The sequence below is a fragment of the Enterococcus sp. DIV0008 genome, assembly GCF_050542615.1.
Classification (GTDB): Bacteria; Bacillota; Bacilli; order Lactobacillales; family Enterococcaceae; genus Enterococcus_D; species Enterococcus_D innesii.
Map to the genome: position 1 here is coordinate 1,122,081 of NZ_CP172937.1, position 23,160 is coordinate 1,145,240.

Annotated in this window: 20 protein-coding genes; 18 read left to right on the forward strand and 2 right to left on the reverse strand. The window is 39.2% G+C overall.

Going from position 1 to position 23,160, the window contains the following annotated elements; genetic code table 11:
• Nucleotides 1-16: 16 nt before the first annotated feature.
• The 3 genes from IGI84_RS05350 to IGI84_RS05360 all read left to right on the forward strand — a co-directional run bounded on the left by IGI84_RS05350 (nucleotide 17) and on the right by IGI84_RS05360 (nucleotide 2,359).
• Nucleotides 17-1,141 (forward strand): hypothetical protein, encoded by a 1,125-nt coding sequence (locus IGI84_RS05350; RefSeq protein ID WP_081118748.1) that lies wholly within the window; start codon nucleotides 17-19, stop codon nucleotides 1,139-1,141.
• A 278-nt stretch (nucleotides 1,142-1,419) separates the two neighbouring features.
• A complete protein-coding gene (locus IGI84_RS05355; RefSeq protein ID WP_003126918.1) occupies nucleotides 1,420-1,620 on the forward strand; it encodes a cold-shock protein in 201 nt (66 codons plus the stop codon).
• A 106-nt stretch (nucleotides 1,621-1,726) separates the two neighbouring features.
• Nucleotides 1,727-2,359, forward strand: coding sequence for a YfbR-like 5'-deoxynucleotidase (locus IGI84_RS05360; protein WP_086292805.1), 633 nt, complete (start codon nucleotides 1,727-1,729; stop codon nucleotides 2,357-2,359).
• Nucleotides 2,360-2,457: 98 nt separating this feature from the next.
• On the opposite strand, the gene IGI84_RS05365 is transcribed toward IGI84_RS05360, so the two are convergent.
• Nucleotides 2,458-3,228, reverse strand: a complete 771-nt coding sequence (locus tag IGI84_RS05365) for an SDR family oxidoreductase (RefSeq protein ID WP_200125239.1) — start codon at nucleotides 3,226-3,228, stop codon at nucleotides 2,458-2,460.
• A gap of 212 nt (nucleotides 3,229-3,440) precedes the next feature.
• Here IGI84_RS05365 and IGI84_RS05370 point away from each other — a divergent pair, with 212 nt between their 5' ends.
• From IGI84_RS05370 to asnS, 4 genes are read left to right on the forward strand one after another with little or no spacing between them, the layout of a single operon-like run.
• On the forward strand, nucleotides 3,441-6,197 hold the full coding sequence (locus tag IGI84_RS05370; RefSeq protein WP_200125237.1) for a helicase C-terminal domain-containing protein: 2,757 nt from the start codon (nucleotides 3,441-3,443) through the stop codon (nucleotides 6,195-6,197).
• A 48-nt stretch (nucleotides 6,198-6,245) separates the two neighbouring features.
• Nucleotides 6,246-6,746 carry a DUF5590 domain-containing protein gene (locus tag IGI84_RS05375; protein ID WP_081118745.1) on the forward strand — a complete coding sequence of 167 codons (501 nt, stop codon included), beginning with the start codon at nucleotides 6,246-6,248 and terminating at the stop codon, nucleotides 6,744-6,746.
• Nucleotides 6,747-6,796: 50 nt separating this feature from the next.
• Nucleotides 6,797-7,990: a pyridoxal phosphate-dependent aminotransferase gene (locus tag IGI84_RS05380; protein WP_200125235.1), complete on the forward strand. Its 1,194-nt coding sequence runs from the start codon at nucleotides 6,797-6,799 to the stop codon at nucleotides 7,988-7,990.
• A 43-nt stretch (nucleotides 7,991-8,033) separates the two neighbouring features.
• Complete coding sequence (asnS, locus tag IGI84_RS05385; protein ID WP_005236932.1) at nucleotides 8,034-9,332, forward strand: asparagine--tRNA ligase; 1,299 nt, start codon at nucleotides 8,034-8,036, stop codon at nucleotides 9,330-9,332.
• Nucleotides 9,333-9,575: 243 nt separating this feature from the next.
• Here the strand turns inward: asnS and IGI84_RS05390 are convergent, their stop codons facing one another.
• Nucleotides 9,576-11,321: a hypothetical protein gene (locus IGI84_RS05390; protein ID WP_200125233.1), complete on the reverse strand. Its 1,746-nt coding sequence runs from the start codon at nucleotides 11,319-11,321 to the stop codon at nucleotides 9,576-9,578.
• 203 nt (nucleotides 11,322-11,524) lie between these two features.
• Here IGI84_RS05390 and IGI84_RS05395 point away from each other — a divergent pair, with 203 nt between their 5' ends.
• The 11 genes from IGI84_RS05395 to rfbD are packed head-to-tail and all read left to right on the forward strand — an operon-like array spanning nucleotide 11,525 to nucleotide 23,110.
• Complete coding sequence (locus tag IGI84_RS05395) at nucleotides 11,525-12,682, forward strand: CDP-glycerol glycerophosphotransferase family protein (protein ID WP_200125306.1); 1,158 nt, start codon at nucleotides 11,525-11,527, stop codon at nucleotides 12,680-12,682.
• Nucleotides 12,672-13,424 carry a WecB/TagA/CpsF family glycosyltransferase gene (locus IGI84_RS05400; RefSeq protein WP_200125231.1) on the forward strand — a complete coding sequence of 251 codons (753 nt, stop codon included), beginning with the start codon at nucleotides 12,672-12,674 and terminating at the stop codon, nucleotides 13,422-13,424. The genes IGI84_RS05395 and IGI84_RS05400 overlap by 11 nt, the downstream gene beginning before the upstream one ends.
• Nucleotides 13,414-15,396 carry a CDP-glycerol glycerophosphotransferase family protein gene (locus IGI84_RS05405; protein ID WP_200125229.1) on the forward strand — a complete coding sequence of 661 codons (1,983 nt, stop codon included), beginning with the start codon at nucleotides 13,414-13,416 and terminating at the stop codon, nucleotides 15,394-15,396. The genes IGI84_RS05400 and IGI84_RS05405 overlap by 11 nt, the downstream gene beginning before the upstream one ends.
• 17 nt (nucleotides 15,397-15,413) lie before the next feature.
• On the forward strand, nucleotides 15,414-16,115 hold the full coding sequence (locus tag IGI84_RS05410; protein WP_194195322.1) for an IspD/TarI family cytidylyltransferase: 702 nt from the start codon (nucleotides 15,414-15,416) through the stop codon (nucleotides 16,113-16,115).
• Nucleotides 16,115-17,143: a ribitol-5-phosphate dehydrogenase gene (locus IGI84_RS05415; RefSeq protein ID WP_087627731.1), complete on the forward strand. Its 1,029-nt coding sequence runs from the start codon at nucleotides 16,115-16,117 to the stop codon at nucleotides 17,141-17,143. The genes IGI84_RS05410 and IGI84_RS05415 overlap by 1 nt, the downstream gene beginning before the upstream one ends.
• A gap of 1 nt (nucleotide 17,144) precedes the next feature.
• On the forward strand, nucleotides 17,145-18,242 hold the full coding sequence (locus tag IGI84_RS05420) for a CDP-glycerol glycerophosphotransferase family protein (RefSeq protein WP_194195323.1): 1,098 nt from the start codon (nucleotides 17,145-17,147) through the stop codon (nucleotides 18,240-18,242).
• Nucleotide 18,243: 1 nt separating this feature from the next.
• Nucleotides 18,244-19,716: a glycosyltransferase gene (locus IGI84_RS05425; RefSeq protein WP_200125227.1), complete on the forward strand. Its 1,473-nt coding sequence runs from the start codon at nucleotides 18,244-18,246 to the stop codon at nucleotides 19,714-19,716.
• Between the two features lies 1 nt (nucleotide 19,717).
• The gene (gene rfbA / locus IGI84_RS05430; protein ID WP_194195325.1) at nucleotides 19,718-20,587 is read left to right on the forward strand and encodes a glucose-1-phosphate thymidylyltransferase RfbA; all 870 of its coding nucleotides are present in this window, start codon (nucleotides 19,718-19,720) and stop codon (nucleotides 20,585-20,587) included.
• 2 nt (nucleotides 20,588-20,589) lie between these two features.
• Nucleotides 20,590-21,171, forward strand: coding sequence for a dTDP-4-dehydrorhamnose 3,5-epimerase (gene rfbC / locus IGI84_RS05435; protein ID WP_200125225.1), 582 nt, complete (start codon nucleotides 20,590-20,592; stop codon nucleotides 21,169-21,171).
• Nucleotides 21,172-21,186: 15 nt separating this feature from the next.
• On the forward strand, nucleotides 21,187-22,215 hold the full coding sequence (gene rfbB, locus IGI84_RS05440) for a dTDP-glucose 4,6-dehydratase (protein ID WP_200125223.1): 1,029 nt from the start codon (nucleotides 21,187-21,189) through the stop codon (nucleotides 22,213-22,215).
• 55 nt (nucleotides 22,216-22,270) lie between these two features.
• Nucleotides 22,271-23,110 (forward strand): dTDP-4-dehydrorhamnose reductase, encoded by an 840-nt coding sequence (rfbD, locus tag IGI84_RS05445; RefSeq protein ID WP_200125221.1) that lies wholly within the window; start codon nucleotides 22,271-22,273, stop codon nucleotides 23,108-23,110.
• Nucleotides 23,111-23,160: the final 50 nt, after the last annotated feature.

Sequence of the window (23,160 nt, forward strand, 5' to 3'; positions counted from 1 at the left end):
CAGGAGGTAATGTGGAATGGGAAAATTTGGAAAAAGTTTTTTATCGCAGGTAATATCTGACGGAATCAAAGGACCATTTGTCACGATCATGCTCAATACGCATGTCGGCCACCAGAATGTCGAAAAGGATCAAATCAAATTTAAGAACTTTGCCAAAGATGCGAAGCGCCGCTTTGAAAAAAAATACCCAGAACATTCTTGGGATCTTTTTCAAACGAAAATTGATGAACTGCTTGCAGATCAATCATTTTGGCGCAACAGTACAACAAGTGTGGCGGTGATTATTACCCCAGAAGAGGTACTGGTCCATCGGTTAAGTATTCGTGTGGATGATCAATATTACGTAGGGGAAACTCCTTATGTATTAGCTGTCATCAAAAACGCACAATTTAATTACCCATTTTATCTCTTAGCGTTGAATCGCGATTCAATGCAAGTCTATCAAGTTGAAAACAATCAAGTGCGTGAAGTCGAGTTGCCAGAAGAGGCACCGACAACGATCGAAAAAGCGCTGGGGGAAGAAATCACTGGCGGCGGCAACTTTAATTACAGTGCCCAAGGTGGCCCTAACTCAGGAGGAGAAGGCGTCGCTTATCATGGCTTTAGTGCCAAAGACGAAGAGGTCGAGATCGATCACGTCAACTACTACCAAGCAGTTGATGCATTTTTCAAGAATGATTTTTCAAACGAAGAGCATTTACCAATGTATCTTTTTGCGTTGCCAGAAAATCAAACGCTGTTTAAAAAAGTGGCAAAAACCAACTTTTTCAAAGCAGATCCAAGTATTTCTTCTTCACCAGCGTCGTTATCTTTGAAAGAGATCCAAACGTGTACGCAAAAGCTGATTGCGGAGTTGACACAAAAAGAAGTTGGGGAATACGGCAAGCTGTTGGATCGAAAATTTATTGACCAATTGGTTGATATCGTGCCTGCAGCCAAAGAAGGCCGGATCGCCAATTTGTTTGTGGCTACCTCAAATCTCGCCGATGGGTTTGGAGAAGATCCTGATACAGAGTATGATCGTCGCCAAGTGTTAAATACGCTGGCAATCGATGTTTTAGAAAACGGCGGTGAGGTATCTATCTTGGAACAAAAAGATGCCCCTGGAGAAAAAAGTTTGACGGCGATTTTGCGTTACTAAACACAGTTGCGTCGTTCATAAATAAATCGTTTCCATAAAAGAGAAGGCTGTTGCAGATCTTTAATGCAGCAGTCTTTTTGTGAATTATAAAAAAATAAAGGCGTTTTCATTTTTTTTGATTTTCTATTAGTCATAATGAAGATAATGTGCTATAATACAAAGTGTAGTTTTTGTTACGGTAAATTATGGTAGCTTGTTTCATCTTAAACATCTTCCACATTTTCACCTTATACAAGTAATTGCAAAATATGTGTATAAACACAAGGAGGATTTTTATTATGGAAACAGGTACAGTTAAATGGTTTAACTCAGACAAAGGTTTTGGATTCATCACTGCAGAAAACGGTAACGATGTATTCGTTCATTTCTCAGCTATCCAAGGCGAAGGCTTCAAAACTTTAGAAGAAGGTCAAGCAGTGACTTTCGATATCGAAGACGGACAACGTGGCCCTCAAGCGACTAACGTTAACAAAGCATAATTAGTGAATGCCTTTTAAGAGCAGCTTAGCTGCTCTTTTTTTGTGCGCGAGATAGTTGCTTGCAGACAAAGGAGTTGTTATACTCTTAAAAAAAGGAGGCACATTTATGGGATTGAATGAATTTATTCTCGGATTGGCTAATTTAGAAAAGATCCAACGAGCGCCGGGTTTTTTTAAGTTTACTGAGCACAGTGTAGCTGCTCATTCATTTCGAGTAACGATGATTGCCCAGACCTTAGCTGATATCGAAGAACAAGCGGGAAATCAAGTCAACTGGCAAATTCTTTATGAAAAAGCCTTGAACCATGATTACACGGAACGTTTCATCGGTGATATCAAAACGCCGGTCAAATATGCGAACAAAGAATTGCGGGCAATGTTATCAACCGTTGAAGAAAAAATGACCGATGCCTTCATCGAAGAAGAAATTCCAGGAAGCTTTCAAGCAACGTATCGCAGACGCCTAGCGGATGGCAAAGACAACAGCCTTGAAGGGCAGCTATTAGCAATTGCGGATAAGATCGATCTTTTGTATGAATCTTTTGAAGAGATCTCAAAGAGCAACCCAGATAAAGTATACAAAGAAATGTTTCGAGAGGCCGTTTTAACCGTCAAAGAGTTTCAGCATCGTCCGTGTGTCACTTATTTCTTTGAAGCCATTTTTCCAGAGTTACTAAATGCAGATTTTTATGGCAAGACTGCCTTTCTAGAAGAAATCGCGGCTTTGGTGGAAAAATAACCAAAACGAAAAAACGAAAAATCAAGAAATGATCCATCTCAAGGGCTTCAATGAAACAAGTGAGGGTATCAGGTTTGATTTTTCGTTTTTTTGTTGGATTAAAGTAAAGATTCCGCTCCATCAATATAGACTTCCGTTCCAGAAATATTGCCCGCAGCCTCTGAAGAAAGAAAAAGCACAAGGTTGGCGACTTGTTCTGGCACGCCTGTTTCTTGCTTTAATGGTCGAGAACGTTCTGGATATTTGACGGGGATCTCAACGCGAGCAACTTCTTCTTCAATTTCTGTGTTGGCATCGATATTCGTTGCGATCGCCCCAGGACAGATAGCATTGACCCGAATATTATAACCGGAAAGTTCCAGCGCAGCCATTTTTGTAAAGGCAACTTGTCCTGCCTTAGATGTACTATAAGCTGTCGCACCAAAATTGCTGAAGATGCGGTTTCCATTGACTGAACTCGTAATGACAATGCTGCCACCGTTTGTTTTCATAAAGGGAATGGCCGCTTTGACGGTAATAAAGGTACTGCGTAAATTTGTGTTGATCGTCTGATCCCATTCTGTCACCGTCAGCTCTTCGATCGGTGTCCATGTACCGTTGATGCCGGCATTGACATGGAGTACATCAAGTCCACCTAGTTCTTCCACAAGACCACTCATTGCTTCTTGCAGCTTATCCGCTTCGGTGACGTCAACCGCTCGATAATGGGCTTGTGCGTCATAGTCAGCAAGAAACTCCTGCAGCTCCTCTTCGTTGCGATCAATCAACCCAACAAGAGCACCATGGGCTAGAAATTGTTCTGCCACTGCTTTTCCAATTCCTGAAGCAGCCCCCGTTACAATCACTCGTTTGTTTTTGAAATCATTCATTTTTTTCGCCTCCTTATAGTAAATTATAAAAAAGATCCCTTTTTTTGTCGAAAAAAGCGATCAGCGACCAGCAACAAACTCTTTCAGATGGGACACGCGAACGGTTAGCTTTCTAGTTTTACCTCCTGAGAACCCTTGTATCTAGTGGGAAAACAGATGTAATCGCCATTGATTTTGTAGTATAATGCAGACAGTGTGCAAGGAGGAATACAATGAAACCCATATACGCTGTGGTGGATCTTGAAACAACAGGAACCGATTCGACGGTTGATCGAATTATTCAATTTGGCTGTGTCCTAGTCCAAGATGGCAAGATCATCAATCGTTTTGCCGCAGATATCAACCCTGACCGCAGAATTTCTAAGCAAATTCAACGATTGACACACATCACAAACCAACAAGTAAGCAAAGCGCCATATTTCGAAGACATAGCTGATACGATCTATAACTTACTCAGCAACACGATTTTTGTGGCGCATAATATTTATTTTGATTATCATTTTTTAAGCAATGAATTTGTGCGTTGCGGGCTGCCACCTTTATCACTTCCCGGAATCGATACGGTGGAATTGGCACAAGTGTTTTTACCAACAGAAAGCAGCTTTCGTTTAGGTGACCTAGCAGACAGCATTGGCTTTCGTCATGATAACCCGCATCAAGCAGATAGTGATGCAGAAGTGACCGCAGCTTTATTTTTGTATATCGAAGCGATCATGCGAGAACTGCCACGGACGACCCTTAAACAAATTGCGCTTTTAAGCGGTCAAATGGGTATGCAAACGAGTGACTATATCCATGGGATCTTAAAAGAAAAAGGCCCAGAGTTGGCAGAAGATTTCGAAGTGATCGACGGTATCGTCTTGCGGAAAAAGACCGTTCCGCTTTTTGAAGCTACGCATTTTCAAGAAACGTATCCGAAAGTTAAAGTGGAAAAAGAACAGCGCTTTGGGCAGCACTTAGTCTATCGGAAACAACAAGCACGCTTGATGAATGCAGTGTATACGCATTACACCCAGCCAGAGAAAAATCTGATCATTGAAGCAGAAACAGGCATGGGGAAAACCATCGGTTACTTGTTTCCAGCTGCTTACTTAGTGACACCAGAAAATCCATTGATCGTTAGTACCTCTTCAATTCTATTGCAAAATCAAATCATCAACAAAGACATTCCTTTGGTAAACCAAGTACTGCAGCAACCTATGCAAGCGGTCTTGGTCAAAAGCCATCGTCATTACATTGATTTGCAGCGTTTTAAAGCGACCCTTGATCAACCGGTAGAGCAAAAGCAATATGCGCAATACCAAATGGGGATCTTAGTTTGGCTAACTAAAACAGAGACGGGAGATTTCGATGAATTGAACTTGGTTCGACTTGATCATCCCTTATTTACCGACATCCGCCATCGCGGCGTTGCCTTTTTAGCCAAAGATCAACCCTTCTATGAACAAGATTTTGTCCGACATTTATATCAGCGGATGGCGCAAAGCAATGTTTTGATCGTCAACCATGCCTTTTTGATGCAGGAAAACCGGCGAGTGCAGCCGCTTTTGCCAGCGAGTGATTACTTATTGATCGATGAAGCCCAACAGTTGCCGCAGCAAGCAGAAGGCTTTAGTCAACATGTCTTTGACTCTGCTCACTTCAAGCGGCAGTTTTTACAGCTAAATGAAGAAGGACTATTTGAAGAAATTGCCCAAATCATTACCGAGGATGATTTTTTACAACGGATGTTCTCGTTGTACCGAAACGCGTTGTCGATCTTGGTCGAGACACAAGAGCAGTATTTTCGCACCTTATCGATCGATGCGCCAGAGCTACAAGTCGTGCACCATGACGACCTCTACGATGGCACGTTAGCACAAGACAAGCTGCATCAGAAATTGAGCCTTTACTATCAAGAAATCGATGAGATCCAACAACAGTTGCGTCAGCGATTCGAGTTGACCAATGATCGGTGGTATGCAAGACAACGAATCGTGATTGCCCGTTTGTTTGATTTCTTTAGTCAAATGGAAACCCAGGAACAAACGGTGACCGCATGGTTGACTTGGTGGCATCCTCGTTACGTTCATTGGTTGAAAAAGCATTCCCAGTCAGGAAATGCTGTGATTGAATTAGCTGATCTAGAAGGGCATTCGATCGTGGAGAGCACATGGTATCACCGCTATCAGCACATCATTTATCTTGGGGGAACATTGAAGATCCCAGGCAACAAAGAATATTTTGCCCATCAGATCGGCTTGACCGATGTGCCAGTCAAAACGATTCCCGCTTTTTATGACTACAGCAAACAAACTCGACTCTATGTAGTTAAAAAAGGTCTCTCGATCCAACAAGCATCAGCTGCTGAATACGCGGATTATTTAGTCGAAGCGTTAGTCCCAATTTTGTTTGACAATCCGCAACCAGCGCTTGTGTTGTTTACGGCGCATGAAACTTTGAAAAATGTCTATGATCGATTGAATAAAAAAGCCCTGCATTATGGCAGAGAAATCGTTGCTCAAGGAACTGGCGGAACCCGTGAGAAAATCTTAAAGAAATTTTTATTAGCGGAAAATGGCATCTTATTAGGGACTAGCAGTTTTTGGGAAGGGGTCGACCTACCAGGTCAGGCCTTGAAGATCGCTGTGGTGACTCGCTTGCCTTTTGAGAATCCTAAGCAACCAATGGTCCAAGCACGGCATGCCTTCTTGGAAGCAGAAGGCATCGATTCTTTCAAAGAAGATGCCTTACCTAAAGCGATTCTACGGCTACGCCAAGCGTTGGGGCGCTTGATCCGTTCTGAAGAGGATACAGGCGTGATGGTCGTCCTTGATCGACGCTTGTTATCAACAAAGTATGGCAAACGGATGGTCAAAGGTCTACCCAAAAACTTGCCTCTGATTGAAGCCAGCCCAACCGAAATTGCCGAAGATATTCAACATTTTTTTGCGCAAGAGGAAAAAGCGGCGGTTGATTTTGAAAAATGAGTCAAACATCTGATATAATGAGTTTTATTTAAGATTGGAGTACGAAGTGTGAAAACAAAAGACAAAGAACATCGGCGAGTAATTATTTTGCTGAGTGCGATCACGGTTTTACTGGTCGTTATTCTCTTCGCTTCTATTTTCTATCTCCGTTCTTCTCGTCCAATGCGACAAGCAAGAAACGAAGCGATCGAAATAGCAGAAAGATACACTGATTTAGCAGAGGTCGAACAATTTTATTGGTTCACCCGTGAGGAGACATCTTTTAGCATTGTTGGAAAAGATACCAATAACAATGAGATCGTCGTGATCATTCCTAAAAGCGGCGAAAAGGTTTCCGTTTATAATCAAGGGGATGGATTGACGGAAGCACAGGCCAAGGCCTTCGTTCGCGACAACCATCAAGGGCAGCAAATCCAAAAAGCAGCATTGGGTATTTTTAAAGGCGAGCCCGCTTGGGAAGTCATGACTAAAGACGACCAAGGCCGCTTGAACTATTATTTGATTGGTTTCAAAGATGGAGAAGAAATCAAAGCGGTCACCGAACTATAGAAAGCCGCTTATGATAGACAGAAATTTGGATTGTAGGAAGGATGATAAACATGGTACTTTCAAAAAGAGCAGAAAAATTAGAACCCTCCGCTACGTTAGCGGCATCTGCTAAGGCAAAAGCATTAGTAGACCAAGGTGTAGACGTATTAAGTCTAACCGTCGGTGAGCCCGACTTTATTACCCCGAAGAACATTCGCCAAGCAGCGATTGCAGCGATTGAGAGCGGCAAAGCTAGTTTTTACACAGCAACTGCTGGGATTCCAGAGCTAAAACAGGCGATTCTTGCTTATATGAAAGAGTTTTATGGTGCTGACTATGATTCAAACCAAGTGATCGTGACAGATGGCGCGAAATTTGCCCTTTATACACTGTTTCAAGCGCTTCTTGATGAAGAGGATGAAGTACTCATTCCAGTGCCTTACTGGGTCAGTTATGCGGAACAAGTCCGTTTAGCAGAAGGTACACCTGTATTTGTTGAAGCTAAGCAAGCAGCAGATTTTAAAGTTTCTGTTGCTCAATTAGAAGCCGCTCGTACAGTACAAACGAAAGCCATCATTTTAAACTCGCCTGCCAACCCAACAGGGGCGATATACTCAAAAGAAGAATTAACAGCAATCGGCAACTGGGCAGTGGAAAACAATATTTGGATCATTGCCGATGATATCTATGGTCGTTTGGTTTATAACGGCAATACCTTTACATCAATCGCTAGCTTATCAGAAGAGATCCGCAAACAAACCATCGTGATCAACGGCGTTTCTAAAACCTATTCTATGACTGGGTGGCGGATCGGATTTGCTGTCGGCGATGCAAAAATCATCAAAGCGATGGTCGATATCGCTTCCCAAGCTACCAGCAACCCGCCGGCTGCTAGCCAATACGCAGCAGTTGAGGCACTGACTGGTAATCAAGAATCGATCGAAGTGATGCGTCAGGCCTTTGAAGAACGCTTGAATAAACTATATCCGTTAATTGCCGCTATTCCTGGTTTTAAAGTGACGAAACCCCAAGGCGCGTTTTACTTGTTCCCAAATGTCAAAGAAGCCATGACAATGTGCGGCTATCAAAGCATTGATGCCTTCGTAGAAGCTTTACTAATGGAAGCCCACGTGGCAGTAGTGACTGGTGCTGGTTTTGGCACACCGGATTATTTACGGATCAGCTATGCAACTGATTGGGACACGTTAGCGGAAGCTACCAAACGAATCCATGATTTTGTTGAAAAGAAACGCCAAAAAGCTTAAAATGCTCTATGGTGCCTTTATTAATTAGATAGGAGAGAATCAAGTGGAATCTATTCAAATTTTAGATGCAAAAAAACACGTTGGCGAAACCGTTCAAATCGGAGCATGGGTTGCTAACAAACGCTCTAGTGGCAAGATCGCCTTCTTACAACTTCGCGACGGAACAGCGTATTTCCAAGGAATCGTTGTAAAAAGTGAAGTAGGGGAAGAAGTTTTCCAATTAGCGAAAAATCTAAATCAGGAAACTGCCGTACTGGTCACTGGGGAAATCAGAGAAGACAGCCGCTCAAAATTTGGCTATGAAATTGGTATTTCTGGTTTAGAAGTTGTCGGGGAAAGCCACGATTACCCAATTACACCAAAAGAACACGGAACAGATTTCTTGATGGACCATCGTCACTTATGGTTGCGTTCGTCAAAACAACATGCCATCATGCAAATCCGAAACGAAATCATTCGGGCAACATATGAATTCTTCAACAAGAATGGCTTTATCAAAATCGATCCACCGATCCTAACCGGATCAGCACCAGAAGGAACGACCGATTTATTTGAAACCAACTATTTCGATCAAAAAGCATATCTATCTCAGTCCGGTCAATTGTACATGGAGGCTGCTGCTATGGCGTTTGGCAAAGTCTTTTCTTTTGGACCAACCTTCCGTGCTGAAAAATCAAAGACACGTCGTCACTTGATTGAATTTTGGATGATTGAACCAGAAATGGCCTTTATGCATCAAGAAGAAAGTTTGGAAGTCCAAGAGCAGTACGTGGCATTCTTAGTGCAAAATGTGCTTGATAACTGTGACTATGCACTTGACGTCTTAGGCCGTGACCGTGAAGTCTTGAAAAAATACACCAAATTACCATTCCCACGAATCTCTTACGATGATGCAGTGGAATTATTACAAAAGAACGGCTTTGATGATATTCAATGGGGCGATGACTTTGGCTCACCACATGAGACCTTTATTGCCAATTCATTCGATCAGCCCGTCTTTATCTTAAACTATCCAAAAGCCATCAAACCTTTCTATATGAAGCCACATCCAACGAGAGAAGATGTCGTGATCTGTGCCGATATGATTGCACCAGAAGGCTATGGCGAGATCATAGGCGGTTCTGAACGTGCCATCGATCATGAATACCTGCTAGAACAAATCCGCGCCCACGGCTTGGACGAAAACGAGTACTCATGGTATTTAGACCTACGCAAGTACGGTTCAGTCCCTCACACCGGCTTTGGTCTTGGATTAGAACGGACCGTTACCTGGTTATCAGGAATCGAGCACGTAAGAGAATCCATTCCGTTTCCACGGTTGTTGAATCGGATTTATCCGTAAAAAAGAAAAAAACGACGAGTATAACATAAAATGTTTAAGCAGTTTAATAGTTGAACAAAGCATCAAAATCAATATTAATTGTTCGTTAAATTTTGCTTGTAATCCATCATTAATTTAGAAATAGTAGTTTTTTTAAATTCAAAAGACGACATCAAATTCCAAATGTTTGGAAATTAATGTCGTCTTTTTACTTATATCACAAGCTCTTTTTTGAGAAAAATCGTCTGAATAGAAACCTCTCGATCACTCTTTATCTTTCGTTTTGTGCAGTATTCTGCTTTGAGTGAGTTTCCAGATGCTATATAAAACAAGAACAATGAAGGCTAATCCTTTGATATAAAGTGAAATAGTAAAGAAGATTGATGGCTGATATCCAATCACTAAGGTATTTTTGTCATGATTGTTCCTCAGTTTTAAGGCACCAATATCAGATAGTTGGTAATCATCAGCAGTTAACTCTTTTCCATTTAAATTTAATGTACTATTGTTATAAACAATTACTGGCAGCAAGATGTTTTTGTCCTCAGTTTGATTGCTATCCCAAGTGATTTTAAGTTTTGCATCATTCGTGACGGTCTTAGTAATCGCAAGCTTGTTATGCAATACTTCATTTGAATAAGTTGAATAGCCATTGATTAAATTGGTCTTTGTAGGCAAATAATCAGGTGTAGGTTTCTGTGTAATTGTGAATGCCTGAGATAAGTCGGAACTGGTCAATCCTGTTCTTATTTTATTAGGATCAGACTCAATAGGTTGTGCTGCATTCGTATCACCGGAAAGAGGAGAATCAGAATTCCATCTTTGGGCTTGTTTATCTATTAGTTGCCAACCGCTTGTCGTACTGATCAATCCTAAAACGGCTAAACCAATCATTAAGGCTTTCTTGGTTTCATCTTTGTTGAGATAATGACGCAAGTGGTTCATTGAATAACCGAATCCGAGAATCAGCAATACACAGGTAATACCTGAAAAGCGTCTCAAAAACTGAATACTCAGCAGAGCAGGTAACTGTTCTGTGAGATGATTCCAAGGGAAGTATTTTGAAGAAATAACAAAAAATATGAGTCCAGTGACATTGGTTATTTTGATCAGTGTTGACATATTTTTCCAATAGGCAACTGTTATGACCAGTTGAAAGATAAATATAAGCGAGAATATCAAGCCAAAATTATTATAGTCCATCGCACCTAAGGAGAGAAATGTTCCACCGTTATATAGTCCAGCGGCATTTAAAGGCATGATTAAAGTATCAGAATGCAGATCAAGTATGGCAGCAAATGTATTCAAAGACAAACAAACAGCAATGAACACAGCAAGGATTGTCTGTTTAAACATTTGAATTTTTTGATCTGAGCGGATTAGACCAATAATATAAAAAGGTAAAATGGCTATACATGCTAGCAATGTGGTAAACATATGAATAGACAAAAGTAGGGCAAAAATACTCCCAAAAACAATAGGCTGAATTGGATATTCACGATTTTGTATCATGCGAAGAGCTGGAACAAAAGCTAGAGGTAAGAAAGCAGCTCCCATTCCAGAAAACCCTTGGGTCGTAGTCCACCAGACAATCAAAGGAGAACCCATATATAAAACAGCACATAAAATAGCAATTTTATTGTTCAGTTTAGCAGATCGCGTAAGTATATACATCGAAGAGCCTGCGATGAAAAAACACAAAAAATTAAGAATTAATTCGAAATGATACCAATTTTTGACAACCGCCAAAACAAAGCCGGCAAAGTAAGCAAAATCAGCTCCGTACATCGCGTTGATTACTCGACCGGATTGATTAAATCCAAATAAGGATTGGAAGTAGTTGAAATGACCAGTCTGGATTTGCATAGATGTATCATAATAGCGATTCATATGAAAAATCCAGTCATTGGCAACAATCAAGGATCGTTGGAAAAGTTGGGGTGAAATAAAAAATAGAGCAAGAATGGCAATAGCTAATAAGCTAAAACCTGTTTTTTTATGAGTATTCATAATTAATTCCTTTCTGGTGCTTATAAAATTTCGTTGAAATAATATATTATCACATCATTATAAAGGGAACAATGAAAAATAGCTAATATCATGCTGTGTCTAAACTATAGAATCAGAGAGAAAATATGACGGTTTTATTACAAATATTTTCTTTTGTGCGAATATCGGTTAAAATAAACGTTAGTGTGAAAAAGAGGGGAATTATGCAAATTCGTTCAGTGAAGTCATTATCAAAATCATTTTATCTGCTTTGCGTCAGACAGGCCAGCAAATTTGCACGTCATCAACATGACCAAGTCATTTTTATGTTGAGTTTTCCTAGTACAAGCGAGTATATACTGGAAAAACTTTATGAAAGATACCAAGGAAGATTGGTTATTTGCTATACAAAAAATGCTCAAGGGATGGCAATAGAGTACAAAAAAAAAGGGTGCCAAGCCTATCATCTCGATACCTTTGATGTGTTACTAAGAAAAATTGTGCCAATTTTGAAAAATAGCAAAGTGATTGTCTGTGATAATTATTTTGCTGTTCTAGGTGGGATTGATTTTTTAGAATCCACCAAAATCATTCAGATTTGGCATGCAAATGGGGCTATCAAAAAATTTGGTTTAGAAGCGAACTATGCGAAACATGCTACACAAATCGATAAAAAAAGATATCAAGAAGTCTATGCGCGGTATACACATTACGTTGTCAGTTCACAACACATGGCAGATATCTTTGCCAAAAGTTATCATACATCGATCGAGGTTCTGCCTTTCGGCTATCCATTGACTGATCGTTACTTTGATCAAAAAATCAAAGAGCAAGTAGTAAAAAAATATCATGAAGATAATCCAGAGCAAAAGAAACTCGCTCTGTATGTACCTACTTATCGAGAACATTACCAAGAAAATCCAATTGAGATTGATTACATGCAACAAGCACTGGGTGAAGGGTGGCATTTTATGATACATCCTCATCCTCATGATCATTTTTTGAAGAAAAAAATTGCCGATAACGGCAACCAAGCATCAAAATTAGATCATTGGCCGTTAAGCGACTTGCTCTTTGTAGCGGATTGTTTGATCACAGACTATTCTTCAGTACCCTTTGAATATTCATTAGCGAATTCAGCAGGAAAAACTATATATTTTTGCTATGACTTGAATGAGTATATTGAAACAGTAGGTGTGCAAGAATCTTTTGTTGAAGAAACATCCAAAATAAGTGTTGACTCAAATGAAGCATTAGCTAGGGAAATATTGACAACAAGTCATGATGATAGCACAGAATTTAATAAGAAATGGAATGCATTCCCACAAGGTAATGCTGCCAAACAATTAATAGATTGGATCGATAAACAATATGAAAACTGATATAGTGATGGGAATACCTGTAGATGCATTGACGATGGAAGATATTGTAAAGGATGTACCAAATTATTTGTCTGAAGACAAAAAGATGTTGCTGATCAGTGTCAATCCCCAAATTGTTACTGAAGCAGCAGGTTATCCTGAAATCGTAGCCTTTATTAAACAAAGTACCCATCGGATTCCGGATGGTATTGGTATTGTGCTGGTTTCAAAGTTGACAGGCGGTCCGATCAAAGAACGCGTTGCTGGATATGATTTAATGCTGGAAATGCTCGCATATGCTGATAGACATCAAAAATCGATATTCTTGTACGGCGCCAAGCCGAATGTTTTAAAAGATACAGATAAGCATGTGAGAGAAATGTATCCTAATCTTCGGATTGTTGGTATGATTGACGGGTATGTAACATCAACAGATGAAGAAATCGTCAAGCAAATCAATGCAGTATCGCCTGATTTTCTTTTTGTTGCGTTAGGATTTCCACGACAAGAGCAATTTTTAGCAAAACATTTTCAAGATCTCAACGTACACATCTTTCAAGATGTAGGTGGAAGCTTTGATGTATTGAGTGGTCATGTGAAGCGCGCGCCTGACCTTTTTATCAAGTGGCACTTGGAGTGGTTATACCGCTCGGTGAGTAACCCTGCAAGGATTGGAAGAATGTTGCAATTACCTGTTTTTTTGGGGAAAAGTTTATACTGGAACTATCGAAATAAGACTATGAGGTGGACAAATGGGGATTAGATCATTTTTAGGGCGTGTTAAGCGAAAAATTACAGGAAATTCGACAGTAGTTGTTAAGAATAACACGGAAGAAACCAAAATTGATAGCAAAGAATTGCGTAGTATTGTAATGGATCAAATTCTAAGCGACTATGTAATCAATAAAGCAAGCAGCAAAGGAAGTGCAGCTGGCAAAAGTGTCAATAATCAGTATGTTCTTAAACGAGGCGTTGATCAGATCGAATTCAATAATTCATTTTTTAAAATCGATGGCTATGCCTATTTCGAAACAGATGAGACTATTTCAGATGATTTGATACGTAAAAATTTGATTATTATCAACAAAGAGACCAATCAGGAATTTACGGTACCCTTGATCAATAAAAAAGCCAAAGAGGGAGAAAGTTGGGTAAAATACAGAGGCACGATCAATTTTTCTACATTTAGTGATGGCAAACCAATCGAAGTCGGTAATTACGAAATGTTGATAGAAGTTACACAATTTCTGCGGGATGCTGGTGGCTGGATAACCAAAAGAGACACTGTCGGAAAAGTTAAACATGCAACAAACGACATAATAGTTTCCACAAAAATGTACAGCTTTTCAGCCCGCAGTAACAAAAAGTTCAGTCTGACGATCGTTCATCATTTTGCTGGGAGCTTTATCACGATCTTGTCCAAGAAACTCTCAGATATTGACCCGTTAGAATATTCTACAGAAGAAATAATCGTAGACGGCCCGCTATCTCGCGTGTTCAAACGGTATTTATTCTCCTTTTTCTATAAATATTATCATTTGAAACCTGTAAACAAGAAGAAGATTTCTTTTTTGTCTGATAGTAGGATCGATATTTCTGGAAATTTTGAGTATATCTATCGCAAACTTTTGGAAAAAAATTTGGATGTGGATATAAGATTTTACTTAAAATCAAGTATTAAAGAAAAGAAGTCTTTCTCAGAAATCAGACTTTTGGCAAAAGCAATTGCAACAAGTAAATACATCATCGTTGATGACTTTTATCCACTGATCTATCCTTTGAAGATTAGAGAAAAATCTGAATTGATTCAAGTATGGCATGCAGTTGGCGCATTTAAAACTTTCGGCTATAGCCGTGTTGGGATGCCCGGGGGACCTAAACCGGATAGTGTCAACCATAAAAACTATACCCGGGCATTAGTTAGTTCTCATAATATCTCGGATAAGTATGCTGAGGGATTTGGTATCTCTATCGATAATATTTTACCGATCGGTATACCAAGAACAGATCTATTCTTTGATGAGGTTGAAAAAGCGGTCGTTGTAGAGAAAGTTTATAATGAATTACCTTTTTTAAAAGGTAAAAAAGTGATTCTATTTGCACCAACATTCAGAGGAAATGGACAGCAATCAGCTTATTATCCCTATGAAATGATTGATTTCAAAAAGATTTATCGAGAATTTTCGGGTAAGGATTATGTTTTCTTATTGAAAATACATCCTTTTGTTCAAAATGATCCCAATATTCCCTATAAATATACCGATTTCTTTTATGATGTGTCAACGTATCGTGAAATTAATGATTTGTTATTGGTGACAGATATCTTGATCACCGACTATTCATCGGTATGTTTTGAATATGCATTACTAAATAAGCAAATGATTTTCTTTAGTCCCGACCTAGCGGATTATATGAGTTCAAGAAACTTTTATTATGACTACTTGGACTTTATACCGGGATCTTTTGCAACCAATACCAATGAATTGATCACGCAAATTAGAGAAGAAAAAATCGATTATAAAAAAATTGATGATTTTGTTCATTATTTCTTTGACGATCTTGATGGCAAAGCAAGTGAACGCTTTGTTGATTATCTAATCAATGATTTCTATGAAGAAAATAAGACAGAAGAAGCAGTTGATTCAAGATATACAGCAGATGGGAAATTTATTCCTAATTGGGGAGAATCCACAAACAAAAAGAAACAAGAAATAAAAACAGAAGAAATCGACTAAGGTGAGGAGAACAAACTATGTTATATGCACAAATTTTAGCGGGCGGTAAAGGAACACGAATGGGTAATGTAGGTATGCCAAAACAATTTTTACAATTAGGCAATCGACCAATTATTATTCATACATTAGAGAAATTTGTCTTAAATGATGCCTTTGATGCGATTATTGTTTCTTGTCCAGAAAACTGGATTCAGCACGCCAAAGATATCATCGCCAAATATATTCATGATGACCGGGTCAAAATCATTGCTGGCGGTAAAGAAAGAAATGACACATTGAAAAGTGGGATCGCGTTTATCCATGAATCTTTTGGACAACATGACGATGATGTGATCGTTGTGCATGATGCTGTACGACCATTCATTTCTCGCCGTATCATTGAGGACAATATCCGCTTGTCTAAAACGTACAATGCCATTGATACAGTGATCCCTGCTACCGATACGATCGTCCGGGGCAATGGCTCTGAAGTAACAGAAATACCAATCCGAGACGAAATGTATCAAGGTCAAACACCACAAACGTTCAATATCAATGTGTTTTTGGATTGTCTAAATAAACTTTCTGAAGAAGATATCAAAACTTTAAGTGATTCATGTAAAATTTGCTTGCTCTCAGGAGAAAAAGTAGGACTCGTAGAAGGGTCAACTGCCAATATTAAAGTGACTACACCATTTGATTTGAAAATTGCTAAAGCAATCATTGAGGAGAGAGAGTAATGTTAAACCAAGTATATCGATTGGTTTCACCACGTCAATTTGAAACGGTTATCGTTGATGAGAAAATCGAGCAATCAGATTGTATCGTCGTCCGCCCAACCTATCTATCGATCTGTCATGCAGATCAACGCTATTTTACCGGTAGTAGAGATAAGAAAGTCATGAGTCAAAAATTGCCAATGGCATTGATCCATGAAGGAATCGGCGAAGTTATTTTTGATCCGAAGGGCGAGTTCGAAAAAAAACAACGGGTTGTGATGATACCTAACACACCATTTGAAGAGGATCCCGTCATTGAGGAAAATTATTTGCGAAGTACTAAATTTCGCTCTAGCGGCTATGATGGTTATATGCAAGAATATGTATACTTGCGCCGTGATCGAGCAGTGGCTCTTCCAGATAATATTGAATCTGAATTAGCAGCCTTTATTGAGTTGATTTCAGTAGCGATGCACGCAATCAGCCGCTTGGATCAAAAAATGAATGACAATCAACAAGTTTTTGGCGTTTGGGGGGATGGCAATCTTGGCTATATTTCCTCAGTTCTTTTGAAAAATATGTATCCAGATGCTAAATTGATCGTTTTTGGAAAACATAAAGAAAAGCTGGATTATTTTTCATTTGCGGATGAAACATATCAAGTGGATGATATTCCTGCAAATTTAGAAATTTCAAATGCCATTGAGTGTACTGGTGGAATGGGTAGTCAAGATGCAATCAACCAAATTATTGATTTGATCAAGCCACAAGGAGTGATTGCTTTAATGGGAGTTTCTGAACATTATGTCGAAGTAAATACACGGATGATCCTTGAAAAAGGGTTAACTATGATTGGCAGTTCTCGTAGCGGTAGAGAAGCATTTCAAAAGACGGTTGACTTTTTAAGCGCACACGAAGAGACAAGACAACGTTTGGTTAATTTAATTGGCATTCGCAAAACGATTCGCCATTTATCAGATGTTGTTGAATTCTTTGAAGATGATTTAATCAGCAGTTGGGGAAAATCCGTGATGAAATGGGATATCTGATGTGAAAAAAATAAAATTGCTGGTAATAAAATCTTTTTTTCAAATCATTTATCAATATTGTCTCATTTTTTGTAAATTCAATCCCCAAAAAGTTACTTTAGCTACAAATCGCAACCAAGATTTGTTTTCCGGATTGAAAAATTTACAGACTATATTTGAAGAACAATCTAATTATCAAATAAAGGTGATTGCCTTTAAATTTGAAAGAAGTTTGCGCGGCCGGCTCAATTATTTTTATTATTCAATAGTCAGTATGCATGCACTGGCAACTTCTAGATTTTTCATTGTAGATGATTATTATTTTCCGATATATTGTATAAAGAAGAATAAAAAGAATATCGTTGTACAAATTTGGCATGCAATTGGTCATTTGAAAAGGTTTGGACTATCTATTGAAAGCAACAAAAAACAGATCATAAAACCTCATACCAATTATGATTATGCGGTTGTGAATAGTCAGTTAGACATTCCATTTTATGCAGAAGCTTTTGATATGAGACCTGAAGATATATTAGCAATTGGAAGTCCCAAAATTGATCGGCTAATCAATCATAAAATCAATAATGATAAGGTAGACGTTAGGACAGTTTTATATGCACCCACTTTTCGTCGTACGGATGAGGAAAATATTGCGTTAGTCCAAATGTTCATAAAGGAATTTGTACGAGATTTCAAAGATGATATTTTATATGTTTCCTTACATCCATATATGAGAGTCCCAGAATGGCCTATATCGGAGAATGTCCATATTTTTCAAGATAGCAATAGAATCGATGATATTTTATCGCAAGTAGATATTTTAATAACCGACTACTCGTCAGTTATGCTTGAATTCTTTTATTTTGAGAGGCCGGTATTGATTTACGCACCTGATTTTAATGCGTATAAAGATGATTTTGGGTTTTATGTTGATTTTAAATCTTACATTGAAGCACCAATTTTTGACTCTCTTGACAGCTTGATGCTTTATATGAAAAGTGGAGATTATAAAAATACAACAGATTATATCTTAAAAATGAAAAATAAAATATTTGATTATTATGATGGTCAAAATTCTCAACGATTGTTTGACTTTCTTACCAAGGAAGTAGAGGGGTAATATGAAAATTAGTGTCATTATTCCTGTTTATAATGCAGGAAACTTTATTAAACCAACTTTAGACTCTTTAAAAAATCAGACAATGGATAAATCTGATTTCGAAATTTTAGCAGTTGATGATTTATCAACAGACAACAGTTTGGAGATTCTTGAGTCATATCGCACCGATTTACCCAACCTGCGTATTATAAAAAGAGAAACAAATTCAGGTGGACCGATGGTTCCACGAAATGATGCAATTGAAATGGCTAAAGGGGAATACGTACAATTTTTAGATAATGATGATTATTTAGGTGAGGATGCTTTAAAAAGGCTGTATGCTTTTGCTACCGAAAATAATTCGGATGTAATTTTCGGTAAATATAAAGGAATCAATGGTAGAGGAGTACCGAAAAGCCAATTTTTAAAAGGAAATATTACACATGCAGATATTATTAAAGATAACCTGATCTATACGATTGCTCCGCATAAGATGTTCAGAAGAAAAATGCTGATTGATCAAGACATACGTTTTGAAACGGAAATCAGGCCCGGAGATGAAGATAAACTATTCGTTATGCGTGCCTATCTTGATGCTAAAGTTATTTCTATTCTTAGTGACTATGATTATTATTATGTAGTCAGAAGACCTGGAGAGAACCTGAGTGTAGCATCTATACCTCAGAATCCAGAATTACATTTTATTGCACAAAAAAAAGTATTGCATTATATCGAAAAGAGCAGGTTTGATCAAGCCAAGCAACTAGATCTTAAGGTTGCTTATGTCAACCGCTTGATTAGTTTTAGTATTCTAAGAGCGTCCATTCTAAATGAAAAATATGAGTACCAATTGAGAAAAAAATACTTTTCGGCAGCAAGAGATTTCTTTCTTCATTATGTCGGTGAATCTGTCATATCTAAGCTAAAAAAAGAACATGCCATCTTTGTTCAAAAAATATGCGAAGACAAAATGGATGAACTCATTGAGTTCGAAAAAGTAAGCAAAAAGCTCAACCAATCTTCCGATTATGAAATCGACAACGGACAGATATACTATCAAATGCAGTATGCAAATGGCTACAAAGAGCGATTGAATGTCAGCTTCTTAAACAAAACGTCAATCTATTTAAACAGTGTAACGGCATTTAAAAAGAAACTCTATATTGGAGCAAGTTTACACCACACCCTCATTGCAAATGATCAGTATCTAATTTGTAAAGAAAGAACTGACGGTCAAGAAATTACAATCAAGGCAGCTGAAATCAATGCAGTCGGAGAAGCCGTATTTATTTTGCCTATCAAAAAATTGGAAAATGGGTTAATATGGGATCTTTTTATTGAATCTCATAAGCCTATACATCATCGCAGAAGACTTGGTAAAGATCGAAATTTAAAAAAAATCAATATGCGTATTGACACGAATAAATATCAGTTCACTGCCTATACAACGAAAGACTTTGACAATTTATCCATTAAGAAAGAAAAGGTAAATTAATATGAAAGGTATCATTCTAGCAGGTGGATCAGGGACACGCCTGTATCCCTTAACCAAAGCAACATCCAAACAATTAATGCCGATCTATGACAAACCGATGATCTATTATCCTATGTCGACGTTGATGTTGGCGGGAATTACGGAGATTTTAATTATTTCGACACCGCAAGACACCCCGCGTTTTGAAGAATTATTTGGCGATGGTCATGAATTAGGCATCCACATCGAGTATGCCGTTCAACCAAGTCCAGACGGGTTAGCGCAAGCCTTCATCATCGGCGAAGAATTCATTGGTGATGATAGTGTTTGTTTGATTCTTGGTGACAATATTTATTATGGTGGCGGTTTGTCAAATATGTTGCAGCGAGCAGCGCAAAAAGAACAAGGTGCTACAGTGTTCGGCTACCATGTCACTGATCCTGAACGTTTTGGGGTCGTGGAATTTGACGATGAGATGCAAGCTGTATCGATCGAAGAAAAACCCGATACTCCAAAATCAAATTATGCTGTTACTGGGCTGTATTTTTACGATAAACAAGTCGTAGAAATCGCGAAAGAAATCAAACCCTCAGAACGCGGAGAGCTTGAGATCACGGATATCAATCAAAAATATCTAGAATTAGGGCAACTATCCGTTGAAGTCATGGGACGCGGGTATGCTTGGTTAGATACTGGAACCCATGAGTCATTATTAGAGGCGTCAACGTTTATTGAAACAATTGAAAAACGACAAAATTTAAAAGTGGCTTGCTTGGAAGAAATTGCTTATCGCATGGGGTATATCAATCGTGAAGCATTGATCGATTTGGCACAACCACTGAAGAAAAATCAATATGGTCAATATTTATTGAACCTAGCAAAAGAGGCATAACGATGGGAAAAATAAAAGTAACAAAAACAAAATTAGCAGATGTCTTGATCATTGAACCGGCTGTCTTTGGTGATCATCGTGGTTTTTTTACCGAAAGCTATTCGCAAGCTGATTTCAAAGAAGCGGGCATTGGCCATGACTTTGTCCAAGACAATCATTCGTTATCAGCAGAAGCTGGCGTTTTGCGGGGACTGCATTTTCAAAAAGGCGAAGCGGCCCAAACCAAATTGATTCGGGTGGTAAGCGGTGCAGTACTGGATGTGATCGTCGACATTCGAAAAGGTTCTCCTTCCTATGGTCAATGGGAAGGCTACATTTTATCTGAAAGTAATCACCGACAATTGTTGGTGCCAAAAGGCTTCGCCCATGGGTTTGTGACTTTGACACCCAATGTCAATTTCTTGTACAAATGCGACAATTATTACAATGCACAAGCAGATGCCGGGATTGCGTTTGATGATCCAGATTTGTCAATTGATTGGCCGATCGCCAAAGAACAGGCAATCCTGTCAGAAAAAGATCAGCATCATCCGACCTTGAAAGCCTTTGAGGCAGAAAATACCTTCGTCTACGGAGAAATATAAGGAGCGTATTTAATTATGAAACGAATCATTGTAACCGGTGGTGCTGGATTTATCGGCTCCAACTTTGTTCATTACGTCGTGGCGCATCATCCAGATGTCCACATCACGGTTTTGGACAAATTAACGTATGCAGGGAATAAGGCCAATTTAGCTGGCTTGCCAGAAGACCGTGTTTCATTGGTGGTGGGGGATATCGCCGATGCAGCATTAGTTGATGAACTGGTCCAACAAACAGATGCGGTCGTCCATTATGCGGCAGAATCCCATAATGATAATTCATTGAAAGATCCATTTCCTTTTGTGCAAACCAACCTGATCGGCACGTATACATTGATTGAAGCTTGTCGAAAGCATCAAGTCCGATATCATCATGTATCGACAGATGAAGTCTATGGGGATCTGCCCCTGAGAGAAGACCTGCCAGGCCATGGTGAGGGGCCGGGGGAGAAGTTTACCGATCAAACACCATACAATCCATCAAGTCCATATTCATCCACCAAAGCAGGCTCCGATCTCTTGGTCAAAGCTTGGGTACGTTCTTTTGGATTACAAGCAACGCTCTCTAATTGTTCCAACAATTATGGACCGTATCAACACATCGAGAAATTCATCCCTCGTCAAATCACGAATGTATTAAGCGGCATTCGACCTAAATTATATGGCGAAGGCAAAAACGTCCGTGACTGGATCCATACCAATGATCATTCTTCTGCTGTCTGGGCCATCTTGACCAAAGGACGCATCGGAGAAACGTATCTGATCGGTGCCGATGGCGAGAAAGACAACAAAGCAGTAATCGAGATGATTTTAACATTGATGGGACAATCCAAGGATGCTTACGATCATGTCAATGATCGACCAGGCCATGATTTGCGTTATGCGATCGATGCAACAAAACTAAAAGAAGAGCTGGGGTGGAGCCCGCAATTCACCAACTTTAAAGATGGGTTGGCGGATACCATCGAATGGTACCGCAATAACCCCGAATGGTGGCAGGCAGAAAAAGCCCGCGTTGAAGCAAGTTACGCCAAGCAAGGTCAATAATTCAACAAAAAAGCAGGAAGCGAGATTTCCTGCTTTTTTCGAAAGGAAGAGATACATGTATTTAATTACAGGAGGAAACGGCCAATTAGGCACAGAATTACGTCATCTATTGGATGAACAAGGTGCTGCTTATCTATCGACAGATTCCGCTGAGATGGATATCACAGATGCACAAGCTACAATGAATAAAATCAAAGCAATACAACCAACGGTGATCTTTCATTGTGCCGCCTATACTGCGGTGGATAAAGCCGAAGATGAGGGCAAGGAATTAGACGAAAAAATCAACGTTGACGGCACCAAAAACGTTGCATTGGCAGCCGAAGCCGTTGGGGCAACCTTGATTTATATCAGTACCGACTATGTCTTTGATGGTACCAAAAAAGACGGCGAATATGCGACGGACGACCAAGTCAATCCGCAAAATGAATATGGCCGGACCAAATTACTAGGTGAAGAAGCCGTGCAGTCGATCATGAGCAAGTACTATATTATCCGTACCTCATGGGTCTTTGGTCAATACGGACATAATTTCGTCTTTACCATGCAGCGTTTAGCCAAAGAACACGAAACATTGACCGTGGTCAATGATCAGTTCGGCCGTCCTACTTGGACCCGCACCCTGGCGGAGTTTATGACATATGTGATCACAAACGATGCCCCTAAAGGAATCTATCATTTATCCAATGACAATCATTGTTCATGGTACGAATTTGCCAAAGAGATCTTGAAGGACACAGATGTGTCCGTCAAGCCTGTGACCTCAGCTGAATTTCTACAAAAGGCAAAACGCCCACAATATTCGATAATGGATCTTTCAAAAGCAAAAGAGTTGGGATTTGAAATCCCAACATGGCAAGAGGCATTAAGAATGATGTTGCAAAATATTAGCTAGTTGGTAAAAACTGATTAATCTGTTGTGGCTCTATGACAGCTGAGGTAATT